The organism is Luteimonas padinae (genome assembly GCF_014652935.1).
GTDB lineage: Bacteria > Pseudomonadota > Gammaproteobacteria > Xanthomonadales > Xanthomonadaceae > Luteimonas > Luteimonas padinae.
In genome coordinates this window covers 1-13,165 of record NZ_BMZT01000002.1, presented here as the reverse complement: position 1 = coordinate 13,165, position 13,165 = coordinate 1, and the positions used below count along the sequence as shown (strand labels likewise).

The 13,165-nt window shown below is 69.0% G+C and carries 14 protein-coding genes and 1 pseudogene; 9 read left to right on the top strand and 6 right to left on the bottom strand.

Annotation, left to right across the window (positions count from 1 at the left end; translation table 11 throughout):
- Positions 1-104 precede the first annotated feature (104 nt).
- Positions 105-764 (top strand): glycerophosphodiester phosphodiesterase, encoded by a 660-nt coding sequence (locus IE168_RS01885; RefSeq protein WP_386660131.1) that lies wholly within the window; start codon positions 105-107, stop codon positions 762-764.
- 112 nt (positions 765-876) lie between these two features.
- Here IE168_RS01885 and IE168_RS01880 read toward each other — a convergent pair whose 3' ends face one another.
- Positions 877-1,425 (bottom strand): type 1 glutamine amidotransferase domain-containing protein, encoded by a 549-nt coding sequence (locus tag IE168_RS01880; RefSeq protein WP_189494605.1) that lies wholly within the window; start codon positions 1,423-1,425, stop codon positions 877-879.
- Positions 1,426-1,619: 194 nt separating this feature from the next.
- Between IE168_RS01880 and IE168_RS01875 the strand changes: the two genes are divergently transcribed.
- From IE168_RS01875 to IE168_RS01865, 3 genes are read left to right on the top strand one after another with little or no spacing between them, the layout of a single operon-like run.
- Positions 1,620-2,330 carry an SIMPL domain-containing protein gene (locus tag IE168_RS01875; RefSeq protein ID WP_189494602.1) on the top strand — a complete coding sequence of 237 codons (711 nt, stop codon included), beginning with the start codon at positions 1,620-1,622 and terminating at the stop codon, positions 2,328-2,330.
- A gap of 56 nt (positions 2,331-2,386) precedes the next feature.
- Positions 2,387-2,872, top strand: coding sequence for a YaiI/YqxD family protein (locus IE168_RS01870; RefSeq protein ID WP_189494599.1), 486 nt, complete (start codon positions 2,387-2,389; stop codon positions 2,870-2,872).
- A complete protein-coding gene (locus tag IE168_RS01865) occupies positions 2,872-4,026 on the top strand; it encodes a threonine aldolase family protein (RefSeq protein WP_189494597.1) in 1,155 nt (384 codons plus the stop codon). The genes IE168_RS01870 and IE168_RS01865 overlap by 1 nt, the downstream gene beginning before the upstream one ends.
- Before the next feature lie 226 nt (positions 4,027-4,252).
- Here the strand turns inward: IE168_RS01865 and IE168_RS01860 are convergent, their stop codons facing one another.
- Positions 4,253-4,525: a hypothetical protein gene (locus tag IE168_RS01860; protein WP_189494594.1), complete on the bottom strand. Its 273-nt coding sequence runs from the start codon at positions 4,523-4,525 to the stop codon at positions 4,253-4,255.
- Positions 4,526-4,749: 224 nt separating this feature from the next.
- Here IE168_RS01860 and IE168_RS01855 point away from each other — a divergent pair, with 224 nt between their 5' ends.
- Together IE168_RS01855 and fabR are read left to right on the top strand one after the other, a co-directional pair.
- Positions 4,750-6,297, top strand: coding sequence for a hypothetical protein (locus IE168_RS01855; RefSeq protein ID WP_189494591.1), 1,548 nt, complete (start codon positions 4,750-4,752; stop codon positions 6,295-6,297).
- Positions 6,298-6,387: 90 nt separating this feature from the next.
- Positions 6,388-7,047, top strand: a complete 660-nt coding sequence (fabR, locus tag IE168_RS01850) for an HTH-type transcriptional repressor FabR (protein WP_189494588.1) — start codon at positions 6,388-6,390, stop codon at positions 7,045-7,047.
- 76 nt (positions 7,048-7,123) lie between these two features.
- Here the strand turns inward: fabR and IE168_RS01845 are convergent, their stop codons facing one another.
- Positions 7,124-8,560, bottom strand: coding sequence for a hypothetical protein (locus IE168_RS01845; protein ID WP_189494586.1), 1,437 nt, complete (start codon positions 8,558-8,560; stop codon positions 7,124-7,126).
- A gap of 191 nt (positions 8,561-8,751) precedes the next feature.
- Here IE168_RS01845 and IE168_RS01840 point away from each other — a divergent pair, with 191 nt between their 5' ends.
- Together IE168_RS01840 and IE168_RS01835 are read left to right on the top strand one after the other, a co-directional pair.
- Positions 8,752-8,898, top strand: coding sequence for a hypothetical protein (locus IE168_RS01840; RefSeq protein WP_189494584.1), 147 nt, complete (start codon positions 8,752-8,754; stop codon positions 8,896-8,898).
- A gap of 11 nt (positions 8,899-8,909) precedes the next feature.
- A complete protein-coding gene (locus IE168_RS01835; protein ID WP_189494581.1) occupies positions 8,910-9,386 on the top strand; it encodes a YaiI/YqxD family protein in 477 nt (158 codons plus the stop codon).
- A gap of 101 nt (positions 9,387-9,487) precedes the next feature.
- On the opposite strand, the gene IE168_RS01830 is transcribed toward IE168_RS01835, so the two are convergent.
- The 3 genes from IE168_RS01830 to IE168_RS01820 form a co-directional block, all read right to left on the bottom strand.
- Positions 9,488-10,336: an alpha/beta fold hydrolase gene (locus IE168_RS01830; RefSeq protein ID WP_229823006.1), complete on the bottom strand. Its 849-nt coding sequence runs from the start codon at positions 10,334-10,336 to the stop codon at positions 9,488-9,490.
- A gap of 224 nt (positions 10,337-10,560) precedes the next feature.
- Positions 10,561-11,055 (bottom strand): nucleotidyltransferase family protein, encoded by a 495-nt coding sequence (locus IE168_RS01825; protein WP_189494574.1) that lies wholly within the window; start codon positions 11,053-11,055, stop codon positions 10,561-10,563.
- A 137-nt stretch (positions 11,056-11,192) separates the two neighbouring features.
- Positions 11,193-12,098: a restriction endonuclease gene (locus IE168_RS01820; protein ID WP_189494572.1), complete on the bottom strand. Its 906-nt coding sequence runs from the start codon at positions 12,096-12,098 to the stop codon at positions 11,193-11,195.
- A gap of 119 nt (positions 12,099-12,217) precedes the next feature.
- On the opposite strand from IE168_RS01820, the pseudogene IE168_RS14475 reads away from it, so the two are divergent.
- Positions 12,218-12,931, top strand: a pseudogene (locus IE168_RS14475) (HNH endonuclease); the annotation flags it as partial.
- Positions 12,932-13,165 lie beyond the last annotated feature (234 nt).

Genomic DNA, 13,165 nt, shown 5'->3' with positions numbered 1-13,165 from the left:
GTCCGCGGTGCTGGTGGCGCGGCCTGCGGCACTCTGGTGGTTCCTGGCGGATTCCTGCCGGTGCTCGCAATCGGCCTTTTGCTGCACGCCATGCTGTACTTCCGATGGCTGCTCGCCACGCCGGCGCTGGTGCTGGAGGGTCACTCGCCGCTCGGCGCGCTGCGCCGCAGCCGCACGCTGACCCGCGGCCGGCACCTGCGCATCGCCACGCTGGTGGCCGGCGTCGCGCTCACGGTCGCGGCACTGCCGCTGGCCGTGACCTGGCTCTACCAGCAGGCCGCCACGCCGCTGCTGGACTGGCTTCCCCAACACCGCCTGATGCTGAGCCTTGGGATGGTGGCCTATCTCACGCTCAACGCGGCGACGCTGCTGGGCGCGCTGCTGCTGGGCACCACCCTGAACACGCTGCTGGTGCGCGCCCTGTTCCACCGCCTCGGCGGCGCGCGCGGGGCGCGGGTCCTGGACGCCATGCCGCACCATCCGGGGCGCTTCGTCTGGGGTGCGGAGGCCGCGGGCTCGGCCTCAACCATCTGCAGGTGGATGCCGGTGCCGTCGCGGATGCGCGCCGCCGCGGCTACAGGCTGCAGGCCTGGACGGTCAACGATCCGGTGCGCATGGCGCGCTACATCGACCTGGGCGTGGACGACATCAGCACCGACGTGCCGGAACTCGCGGTGCGGCTGCGGGACGAACGGGCGGCATTGACCGAGGTCGAGCTGCTGCTGGCGCGCCTGCACAGCTGGTTCCGGCATGACCCGAAATGACACGTTGTGTCATCGAACGGGCCTCGCCTGCCCTGCGCCTTTGCCGCTACCGGCTGCAGGCCTGAACGGCCAACGATCCGGTGTGCCTGGAGCGCGACATGGACCTGGCAGCTCAGTGGCGCCCCTCGGCGAACTCTTCCACCAGCTTGCGGCAGAAGGCCGGCAGGTCCTCGGGCTTGCGGCTGGAGACCAGGCCCTGGTCCACCACCACTTCCTCGTCCACCACGTCCGCGCCGGCGTTGCGCAGGTCGGTGCGCACGCTTGGCCACGACGTCATGCGACGGCCGCGGACCACGTCGGCTTCGATCATCACCCACGGACCGTGGCAGATCACGCCGACCGGCTTGCCGCTTTCCACGAAGTCGCGCACGAAGCCGACCGCCTTCGCGTCCATGCGCAGGGTGTCGGGGTTCTGCACGCCGCCGGGCAGGATCAGCCCGTCGTAGTCATCCACGCGCGCGTCCGCCACGACGCCGTCCACGGGCAGCCTGTCGCCCTTCCTGTCGTGGTGCATGCCCTGGATCTCGCCGGGTTTCAGCGACAGCAGGCGCACGGTGGCACCCGCGGCCTCGACCGCCTTGCGCGGCTCGGTCAGTTCCACCTGCTCCACGCCGTCGGTGGCGAGGATGGCGACGGTCTTGCCTTCGAGGGACTTGCCCATGGAGTGTTCCCGGTTTGACGTTGGGGGCGCATCAGGATGGGCCCGGGGCCATTGGCGCAGCGTGATCGGCGGCAGGACATGGTCGGTCGCATGCGCAGAGGGTTCCCGGCGGCCGACCGCCGGCCCGTGTCCAGCACAGTCCGGCTGAGCGCGGGTAGGCTGCACACTCCAGCCGCCAAGAACGAGCCCACGCCATGCGCACATGGATGATCGCCGCAGCCCTCGCCCTGTCCCCTGCCGCAGTCGTCGCAGGCACCCCGCTGCCCGACGCCCCGCACGTGGTCGTGCAGGGCGAAGGCCTGGTCAGCGTTGCACCCGACTCGGCGACCGTGTCCATGGTCGCGCGGCACCGCTCCGCGGATGCCGGCGAGGCCAAACGCGTCGTCGACCGCGCGGTCGCCGCGTTGCTGAAGGTGGCGCCCGACTTCGACGTGGACCCGGACGACATCACCGCCTCCGACCTCGCCCTGCGGGAAGAGCAGGAGTACGACGACAACGACCGTCGGCTGCCCTCGGCCCACGTCGCCAGCCGCGAAGTGAAGGTGCGCCTGGACGACCTGGAACGGCTGGGCGCGTGGATGGACGCCGCGCTGGCGGCGGGCTTCACCGACGTGTCCGACGTCAGCTTCAAGTCCAGCCAGGAGGCTCGCCTGCGCGAGGACGCGCGGGCGCGTGCCGTGGCCGATGCGCGGGAGAAGGCAGGCGGGCTTGCCGTGGCGTTTGGCGGCCGGCTCGGGCCCGTGTACAGCATCAACAGCCTCAACTCGATGCAGGCGCACGGGTATGGGAACACCACGCTGGATCGCATCCAGGTCACCGGATCGCGCATCGACAGCGGCCGCTACCTGCAGCCGAAAATCGACTTCACCGAGCGGGTGTCGGCGGTGTTCGAGATTGCGCGGTGATCAGGCAGGTGCGGGATGAGCCCGGCCTCGGCCCGGCCAGCGGCTAACATCCCCGCATGACCGATACCGACACCTCGCCCCGGCCTCCCCGGATCTGGGTCGACGCCGACGCCTGCCCCGGCCCCGTCAAGGAGATCCTCTTTCGCGCCGCCGAGCGCACGCAGGTGCAGGTGACCCTGGTCGCCAACCAGTGGCTGCGCACGCCCGGTTCGCGCTTCGTGCGCGCGATCCAGGTGCAGGGTGGCTTCGATGCCGCCGACGACGCCATCGCCGAGCGCGCCGGCCCGGGCGACCTGGTCGTCACCCAGGACATCCCGCTGGCCTCGCGCGTGCTGGCCAAGGGCGCCGAGGCGGTCAATCCGCGCGGCGAGCGCTTCACCACGGACAACATCGCCGAGCGCCTGTCGGTGCGCGATTTCATGGAAGAGCTGCGCGGCGCCGGCGTGCAGACCGGCGGCCCCACCGCCTTCGGCGCCCGCGACCGCCAGGCCTTCGCGAACCAGCTGGACGGCTGGGTAGCGCGGCGGAAGCAGGCGCCCTGATGGATCGCCGCCGCTTCCTGGGCGTCGGCGGCCTTGCCGCCGCGACGCCGCTGCTGCCCGCCATCGCCGCGCCCGTGGCGACCCGTCCCGGCCGCCCCGCCCCCACGACCGTGGACTTCGCGTCAGATGGCCTCGGGCTCGGCGCGCCGGAATACGCGGCCATCCTGGCCGAGGTCGCGGCAGAAGACGGATTCGCGGCCGACAACTACTCGCGGGGCGGCGTCATCCGCGAGCTGGAGCTCAGCTTCGCCCGGCTGCTCGGCAAGCAGGACGCCATCTACCTCCCCACCGGAACGCTGGCCAACCACCTCGCGGTGCGCAAGCTCGCCGGCCACGACCGCCGCGTGCTCGTGCAGGCGGAAAGCCACCTCTACAACGACAGCGGCGACTGCGCCCAGACCCTGAGCGGGCTGAACCTGGTGCCGCTGGCCGAGGGCAGCAGCACGCTGACCTTCGACGAGGTCGAGCGCTGGCTGGCGCGCTCCGGCAGCGGCCGGGTCGAAACCCGCGTCGGCGTGATCGCCATCGAGTCGCCAGTGCGGCGGCGCCACCACGAGATGGTCGACTTCGACCAGCTCGCGCGCGTCTGCGGCCTGGCCCGCGAGCGCGGCATCCGCCTGCACCTGGATGGCGCGCGCATGTTCAACCTGCCGCTCCATTCCGGCAGGTCCCTGCACGAGTACGGCGCGCTGTTCGACACCGTGTACGTCTCGCTGTGGAAGCACTTCAACGCCGCCTCGGGCGCGATCCTCGCCGGAGATGCCGGCTTCATCGAAGGCCTGTACCACCAGCGGCGCATGTTCGGCGGCGCCCTGCCCAATGCCTGGCCCGCGGCCGCCGTGGCGCTGCGCTTCGTCGACGGCTACCTGGACGACTACGCGAACGCGTGGCAGGTGGCCGACCGGCTGATCGCGCTGATGCAGGACGACCGCAGGTTCTCGTTCGAGAAGCTTCCCAACGGCACCAGCCGCTTCTTCATGAGCGCGACCGGTGTAGCCCCGGAGCTGCTGCGCGAACGGCTTGCCGGGCGCGGCGTGGTGCTGTCGCACGGGCATCCGGAGACGGGCAGGTTCGCGATGCAGGTGAACCCGACGCTCATGCGGACATCCGCGGAGGCCGTTGCCGGGGTTTTCGTGGACGCGATCGGAGGGTGATCGACCGCCGGAACGCTGCTGGCTGAACGCGAAGGGTGTGGCGCTGGAGGAATACCCGAGCTGGGCATGGCCATCGACCGCGGCGTGCACCGGGCCGACGGTTTCGCCGGCATCTGGTTCAAGGATCCCGACGGCAACATCCTGCACGTCCACAGCCTGTAACCAGGAAGCCCGGGCGCTGCACGGAGCGCGGCTGCACGGAGCGCGAAGGCATCGCGCCTGCCCGTCACTCTCCGTATCTGGCGCGCATCGCGGCGCCGTCGCGGCGGCCCATCTCGGCGGCCGCCTCGCGCAGCCAGCGGTCGGCGCTCGGCTTGCCGTCCTCGCGCACGCGGCGCTCGTACTCCGGTCGCAGCTCCCGCTTGCGCTGCTCGACCGTGCGCCTGAGCTCGGCCTTGACCGCGGCCTCATCGGCAGCCTGCGAAGGGTTCGCAGTGCCCGCCTGCGGGGCCGCCTGCGCATGCGCTGCCGATATGGGCAAGGCGCAACAGACGGTCATCAGCAGGAGGATCCCCCACCTGCGCGACACAGCGACGTTCGAACGATCCATGGTGTCCTCCGCGACGGCTTGGCCACGGACGCTAGCAAGCGAAGCGTTAAGCAGCCGGAAACCCGTCTGCGGGATGCAGCCTCCCGAAGCCAGGCCAGGGGTTGGCCCCAGCTTCCGGCCCTGCCCTCCTCTTGCCAGCATGGGGCGAGCCCAGGTTTACGGAAGGTCCGCGCATGATCAACACCATCCACGCCATCCCCGACGCCGGCGGCCCGGTGGGCACCAACACGTCCTGCGGCACGGTAGACGTCGACCAGGCCGTGGACAACGTCCTCGATGCGCGCGGCAACGGCGACCCCACCCAGGTGCTGCTGGATGAACTGTCCAGGTGCTGCACGCCCGAGGAGGCCAAGGCGATCCTCGATGAGCTGCAGCGGCGGGAGCCGGACCGGTGGACCGACTTCGTCAATGCCACCGAGCTCGGTCGGCTGGAGGGCAGCGGCTATCCGGCCAGCGGCCTGACCGCGCTCGCCGACGCGATCGCCGCCAAGCACGCGGAAGGCTCGCTCGACCAGGACGAACTGTTCAGCCTGTTCGGGTTCGGCATCGCCGGCTTCGGCCCCCAGCAGGAACGCGGTGCGCAGATGCTGTTCGGTGCCTCCAACAGCCAGGCCATGCAGGATTTCGAAGCGGCGATGGCCACCATGGCGATGGACATCCTCGCCGGAGCCGACCGCCACAGGGCATCGCATGGCACCGACGTGCAGATCACCGGCTGGGCGAACAACGTGATTGCCGGCCTTGGCGTCGACGCACTGAGCCGCCAGGCACTGTTCGACGCCTATGCATCTCCCGATCGCGATGCCGCCGAGCGCCAGCACATCCGCGAACTGCTGGCCGACAAGGACTCTGTCGGCTACGACACGCATTCGCCCGATGCGCTGGCCGGGCTGATCGTCGCGCTGGCGGAGTCCGGCGGCCGCGGCACCGACTTGGCCGTGGAAATGGCCAACTGGGCGGGTGACAACCAGGAATACTTCGTCGAGAACGACATCTTCTCACAGCGGACCTCGGATTCCCGGACCGAAGCACTCTCGCGCCTGCTGATCAGCCATTCCGACGCCATTTTCGACGACCTCACCGATGGCTACGACAATCCCGGCCAGTACGCGGCCGACGACGCCCGCCGCCTCGGCTTCCTGCTGGGCGTGACCGCGTTCAACCCGGACAACCTTTTCGGCGAGGCCGTGGCGTCGAAGCTCGACGACTACACCCGCGACCAGGCCGACATCGTCGCCGTAGACCCGCAATCCGCCGAGGCACAGAGCGCGCTCGGACGACTGGAGATCCTGTCGCCCGCCCTGCTGATCGCACAGTCGCTGCCCTTCCTGGGCAACCTCGAATCGAACGAGGCCAGGGTCAACGGCATCCTGCGGATCATCGACACGGTGGTCACCATCGGCAGCCTCGTGCCCACCGGCAAGTTCGCAGACTTCCTCTTCGACTTGTACGGCACCGTCGAAGGCCTGACCGACGCCCAGATCGAGGCCGGCCTGGAGCAGTACCTCACCGGGCTGATGTCCGGCTCGCCCGAAGAGATCGAGGCCGGGCTGCAGGAGCTGGCGGACATGGTCGACGCCGGCATCCAGGCGGAGTACGGCGACAACCCGGTGGTGGCGGGCGCGATGTCGCGCCGCCTGGAGGACACGCTGTACGACATGCTGCTGGCGATCGCCAATAACGACGTGTCGGATTACCTGGAAACGCACCACGACGGGTGAGGGACCGCGTCGGGCACCAGTGGCAACGCGGGCGGCACTCCGCCCCGGTTTGCGGGATGATGACGACAGACCTTCCGATCACCCCATCCCGTGCCCGATTCCAAACCGCTCCCCCGCCGCGGCCTCGGCCGCAGGCCTTCGATCACGCGCGAGGACCTGATCGCGGCGGCGATGGCCCTGCTCGGCCCCAACCGCAGCGTCTCCACCCTGGGCCTGCGCGAAGTCACGCGCGAGGCCGGGATCGCGCCCAACAGCTTCTATCGCCACTTCCGCGACATCGACGAACTGGCCGTCACCCTCATCGAGCGCGCCGGCACTTCGCTGCGCACGGTCATCGGCCAGGCCCGCCATCGCGCGACTTCCGGGCGCAGCGTGGTGCGCAGTTCGGTGGAAGCGTTCTTCGACCGGCTGCGCGCCGACGACAAGTTCCTGCACCTTCTCCTGCGCGAGGGCCTGGCCGGGTCGGACGCGTACAAGCACGCGGTGGACGCACAGCTGCGCTTCTTCGAGGAAGAACTGCGCGAAGACCTGGTCCGGCTCGCCGAGACCACAGGCACCCCTTTGCATGCACCGGACCTGGTGGCCCGTGCCATCACGCGACTGGTCTTCGCGGTCGGCGCCAGCGCGATGGACCTGCCGCCCGAACGCGATGCCGGACAGATCGACGAACTGACCACGATGGTCAAGATGATCGTCATCGGTGCACGCGGCATCAGCGCGAAAGCCGCCGCCACGCCCCGGCCCGCCTGACCCGGGATACGACGACGCCGGATACGACGACGCCGGACCAGCGTCCGGCGTCGCCGTGCCACATCGCTACCGGCGCTTACTGCGCGCCGCAGGTCGGCGCGTACGCCGAGAACCAGGAGTCGCCACAGCGGCCACCCGTGACGGAGTAGGACTGCCCCCGCACCGCCCTGACCTGGACCGAAGAATCGTCATGGCAGTTGTGGTGTCCGCCGCGCGCGATCGCCCAGTACGGCGTGCTGCAGGTATGGCCACCGGCATCCGTGCGCCGCGACGGCAGCCGGTACCAGGTCAACCGCGGGCCGGTGAACGTGCACTTGTGGGTCATTTTCGAGCCCGCCGCGCAGGTGCCGTGGTTGCAGTAGCTCACCCAGCCCTGGTGGACCTTGGTGCTCGACGTCGAGGTGCTTTTGAACTTCCACTTGCCCACGCGCGTGCCGGAGTGCTCCGCGATCACGACGAAGGGCTTGCGCCACACCTGGATGTAGGTCTGGTACAGGCCGGCGGCGCGTGTGAGCCGATCGTCCCCGCCGTCGGTCTTGTCGTCGCGCACCGGCAGCAGGTGGGTGGCCAGGGTCTGCGCCAGCCGCTGCAGCGAGGCCTGCTCATTGTCCGGACTGAGGGCCGCGCCCGCGCTCCGGACCCCATAGGCGAGCGAGTTCAGGGCCGTGGCCGCGCGGCCGAAATCCGCCGCCAGCGCGTGGTGCTCCCGCTCGTTCACCCGATCCATCGCCTCGTTCCAGCCTTCGGGAAGCTCGTCGCCGCCCAGCTCGGTCGCCAGGACATAGCCGTCGGCCGCCCTCACCATCGAGTAGGTATCGAAGCGGCCCATGCGACCGTTCTCGTCAGGCTCGTCCGCGATGAAGCGCTGCGAGGCCTCCAGCACGATTCCGCCACCGAGATCGGCGACCAGCGTGCCGTCGGGCTTGCGCTCGAGCTTCAGGTCGCGGGCCGACTGCAGGTAGAAGTCGGACACCTGGGCCGCGGCCGGCGCCGCGTACGTGGTGGCGTCCGCGCCCGTGCGCAGCGGGAATCCCGCGGACGTGCCCGCGGCCCGCCTGGCCAGCGCCGCCAGCGCCGACTTCTCGGCCGACAGCGACGGATGCAGCCTGGCGGCTCCCAGCGCCTCGCCCAGACTGGCGAGCAGCTGGACCTGTTCCACCCCCTCCCCCTTCCCGAACTCGCCGGGCTGCGGCACCCAGTGCTTCGCGTAGGGCTCGCCGCCCAGCGCGAGCGTGCGCGCTTCGGCATCGATGACGCGGACGCTGAGCGCACCGGGCGCGCCAGTGGCCGGATCCAGCGCCCGGCGGGCTTCGAAGTAGAGGTCGGTGCCATTGGCGCTGTAGACGCCAGCCAGGCCCAGTTCCGGGTCCGCGACGAAGAAGGTGACGTTCCCCTCCGCAACGGCGTTGACGTCGATGCCGGCGGTGCCCCCCGTACCGCCGGAGCGGGCGGCGACTGGACCGGCCAACGCCAGCCCCGTGGCCAACGCAATGCAGACTGCGATCTTCCCCATGCGAATCATGTGTGTATCCCCAAGAGTGTGTGGTTGGACTACTGGACTGCGGAACAGCAAGCAGCAACGCGACTCGAGAGCGCCTTCGACATGTCCCCGGTCTGGCGTCCCCAAAGGGACCTGCGGCGGGCTCGAGGACGACTGTACACAAACTGAACAAGTGTGCATTTTGCATCGCAACAGTGAACCAGGTGGCCAAGGCACACGGCATCTCGTTCGTGGCCGCCGGCCGTGCGGTCAACCAGCTGGTGGAGCGGAAGATCCTGACCGAGCCGAAGCGACGCAGGAACCGCGTGTTCCACGCCGCGGAGGTGCTTGTGCGGCTCGAGCGCGGGTAGGCTGTACCGCCATGACCGATCCCACGCCCCCGCCCGCCCCGCCGCAGATCTGGGTCGATGCCGACGCCTGCCCCGGCCCGGTGAAGGACATGCTGTTCCGCGCCGCCGAGCGCGCGCAGGTGCCGGTGACCCTGGTCGCCAACCAGTGGCTGCGCACGCCGGGCTCGCGCTTCGTGCGCGCGCTGCAGGTGCAGGGCGGCTTCGACGCGGCGGACGACCTGATCGCCGAACGCGCCGGGCCGGGTGACCTGGTCGTCACCCAGGACATCCCGCTCGCATCGCGCGTGCTGGCCAAGGGTGCGGAAGCCGTGAATCCACGCGGCGAACGGTTCACGAAGGACAACATCGCCGAGCGCCTGTCGGTGCGGAATTTCATGGAGGAACTGCGCGGCGCAGGCGTGCAGACGGGCGGCCCGGCGGCGTTCGGTGCGCGGGACAGGCAGGCGTTCGCCAAGACACTGGACACCTGGGTGGCGCGGCGGAAGTAGCCGCCGGGGCCGCGTCAGCGGATATCCTCGACCTTCACCACCCGCATGGAGCACCGCCGTGGCCCTGAAGCATCCTGGGCCGCCCAGAGTTTCATAGACACTCAACGGCCGCTTTGCGCGTAGCGCCTTTCGAACTCTACCGGTGAGACGTCGTTGTCGTGGCAGTTGCCGCACCGCATCCGGTCGACCAGTGATTCGATCGCCAAGACCGTTTCGACGGGACGTTCCATCGGGAACAGGTGGCTGCCATCGATCCAGTCGAGCCGGTCGCCGACCACGCGGCGCGTGTGCCGCAGGCCGATGTGCCGCACCTCGCGCGAGTATCGGCCCGCGACGAATCCCATCGGCAGTGGAAGCCCTCGCGCGAGTTCGACGATGCTGCGCGTGGGCAGGGTCCGGTAGATCCGGTACTCGACCTCGCGATCGAAGCGCAGCGCGCGCTCCCCGTCGCGGGCCTCGGTGCCGTGCTTCGCATAGTCGTGCAGCACTCGGGGATCCCAGCGCCTGAAACCCGGCTTGTCGGCAAAGTGTGCACGGACCGAGTCGACATCCGGCCAGCGCGTACGCCGCTGGCGGGTCTGCTCCAGCGGCATCAGGTGCTGGTCCAGCCCGGTGAGCCGACCCAGCTTGACGACACGTGCGCCCAGTCCGCCGATCAACGGCGAATCGAGCAATACCACGCCCGCGATACGACTGCCGAGCGTTGCCGCGGCCTGCACGCTCAGGTAACCGCCCATCGAATGCCCGACCAGCCACGTGCGCCGACCGGGCGCGACTGCGGACTCGATGTGGTGGCGCAGCTGGGCGACCAGGCCCGGCCAGCCGCGACCCACCGGGTATCGCTGGTCGTGGCCGAACCGATCCACCGCGGACACATCGAACCGCTCGCCGAGCGCATTGAACAACACGCGGTAGACCGGCGCCGGGAATCCGTTGGCATGGGAGAACACGAGTGCATCTTTCATCGAGGACGGCCGGGCGGGGCGGGGTCTGGTCTGGTCAACCGGACGGGGAATCTGTCACGGTCCGGAGGCGCGTGGCTACAGGAGGGCGACTCCGACACAGGTTTCATGGTCTACCAGGTGCGCGCTCCGGTGCCATAGCGCCGAAGCAGGCCGGTCGTGGCCCTGTCCTGCCGTAGTCCTTCGCGCAGTCGTTCAAGCGCCGCCGTGGATCAAAGCAGGAACCGGCCGCCGGCCTGCCTGGTCGGCCGCGCATCGCGAGGAGGACGCAGCATCCGCACGACCTCCATGAGATCGATCCACGCCTGGATCGGATCGGCCGGCGCCGGCAGGCGCTGCACACCGCCCTCATCCACCAGGACAACGCTGCGGATCACCCTGAGCCGCCCCATCGGCGTGTCCCGTTCATCGGCAGTCTCCAGCAACTTCCTGGCGATGGGACGGTGCGTGTACAGAAGGTCGAGACCTTCCTCGCCGCGCAGATAATTGGCCGCGTCCGCGCTGCGATGGACACAGTGGTATCCCAGCTCCAGCAGGAGTCCGTGCAGGCGGTCGGCGTCGTCGGCATCCACGAGGAAGTCGACATCCCGCGTGGCACGGACCACGTTGTGCGCGGCAAGCGCGAGCCCGCCGATCAGCGCCGGAGGCGTCTGCAGGCGGGTGAAGGCGACCAGGGCTTCCCTGATCTGGTCAAGCAGGCTGGGCATGGGGCAATCGTAGCGCAGGGACTGGCGAAGCCATGCACCGAGCCCGGCTCCGCCGGGCCGCGTTGCCGTGCCGGACCTACTCCTTCTCCGCGCTGGTCAGATCCAGCCGCTCCAACGGGGGACCTCCGCCAGCGACGCTACTGCAACACATTCCGGCTCCGCGGGTCGACCGGTAGCTCCGGCGTCGACTCCTGCAGGATCTCCATCGATTCCGCATTGCGGCGGCGGTGCTGCTCGATTTCCTGCGCTGTCGGCACGTGAATTACTGGCGGTGATGGCGAGACAACCCGCGTCGGCGACTGACGCACCGGAAACGAGCGCGTCGACGCCGACTGCGGCACGGGTTCGGCCCGAGCGGGCGACGGCTTGACCGGCGTCATGTTCAGGACGATCCGCTGCAGCGCCGCGCTCATGAACCAGAAGAGCGCGATGGCCAGGACGAACTTGAGCAGGATGGCGACAAGCCCGGACCACGCGCCAGCGGCCATGATCGACGTTGCGCGTCGCTTTCCGCCACCCCGGATCCGATCCTCGGCTGCGGATACCAACCGCTCGGCAGCCCACGCGCCGAATCCACCCACCGGGGCCCCTCCGCGACGGTTGCCCTGCCCACCCGTGGTTCTGCCCGCACCCAGCTGATCAAACCGCGGACCCAGCATCCTGCGCAGATCGTCGCCATCCACCAGCTGGACATGACCGTGTCGCGTGGCGGCCTCGATGGCGGCGCGCGTGAATTCACCACTGGTCACCAGGATCGCGCCGGATGCGCGCTCGTTGACCATGATGCCGAGCAGCTGGTGCACGTCGTTGTGCGGGACCTGGTAGGCGTTCCAATGCTTGCACTGGACGAGGGTGGTTTCGCCGTCCCGCCGGAGCCGCAGATCGACTCCGCCGTCGAACCTGGCGGCACGGCCGCCCGTCCCGCAATGCTCCACGACATAGCCTTGGCCGCGGTAGTAATCCGCCAGCAACTGTTCGACCCGGGCCCAGTCCTCCCCGGCCAGTGCATCGCTTCGACGTTCCCTGACGCGCTTCAGTCGCATCGCAGACATCCCATGTTTGCTATCCGGATGCGTAGCAGGTGCCGTGCCACCCGTTGCATTCCGGCGAGTGCGATCCCGGAGATTACCCTGTTACCCTGGCGCCGCGCTTAGGGGACGCCATGACGAACGCTGTATTCATCGCTTCGGACAGCTCGGTATACGACGACCTGGTCGAGGAGCGTTACCACTTTCCACGCCGGTACCTGCCGCAAGTAGAAGCAGCGATTGGCGACTGGATCGTGTACTACGAACCGCGGCGGACGACGGGCCCCAGCAGCGCGACCGGACGACAGGCTTATTTCGCCCTTGCCCAGGTCGCGGGCGTCATCCCGGACACTAGGCTCGCCGATCACTTTTACGCACTGATGCGGGGCTACATCGCCTTTGACACGGCGGTCCCCTTCCGGGATGCCGAAGGCTACCGCGAGAGCAAGCTTGTCCGGGAAGACGGCAAGACCAACAAGGGCGCGTTTGGACGCTCGGTTCGTGAACTACCGCGGCACGAGTTTGATGACATCGTGCGGCGCGGCATCAGCCTCCAGGGCGAACCTTGGGAGCACATCAGCGCCGTCGCCGAGGAGGTTCCCGAGTACGTCACCCGACCCATCATCGAACTGGTCACTGCACGCAAGGTCCGCGACATCGCGTTTCGTCGACAGGTGCGTGCGGCATACGTGAACACGTGCGCGGCCACCGGCCTTTGCTTGATCAATGGTGGCGGGAGACCTGAAGTCCAGGCGGCCCACATTCGCTCAGTCGAAGCCGACGGCCCCGACGCCGTGCGGAACGGGATCGCACTGACGGGCACCGCTCACTGGTTGTTCGATCGCGGACTAATGACGTTCAGTGACGACTACCAGATCATCCTGTCGCCGCATGGCGTTCCGGGAGACGTGGATAAGCTGATTCGAGCTGACCGGAAGCTGGTGGTGCCTGACACGCCGGAACTTCGCCCTCACCCAACGTACTTGCGGTGGCATCGGGAGGGTTCTACCCCGAAATCACGGACGGTTGTAAAAGAGCTGACAGCTTCTGGTCTTGCCTGGCGACCCTGCGCCGCATCCTCG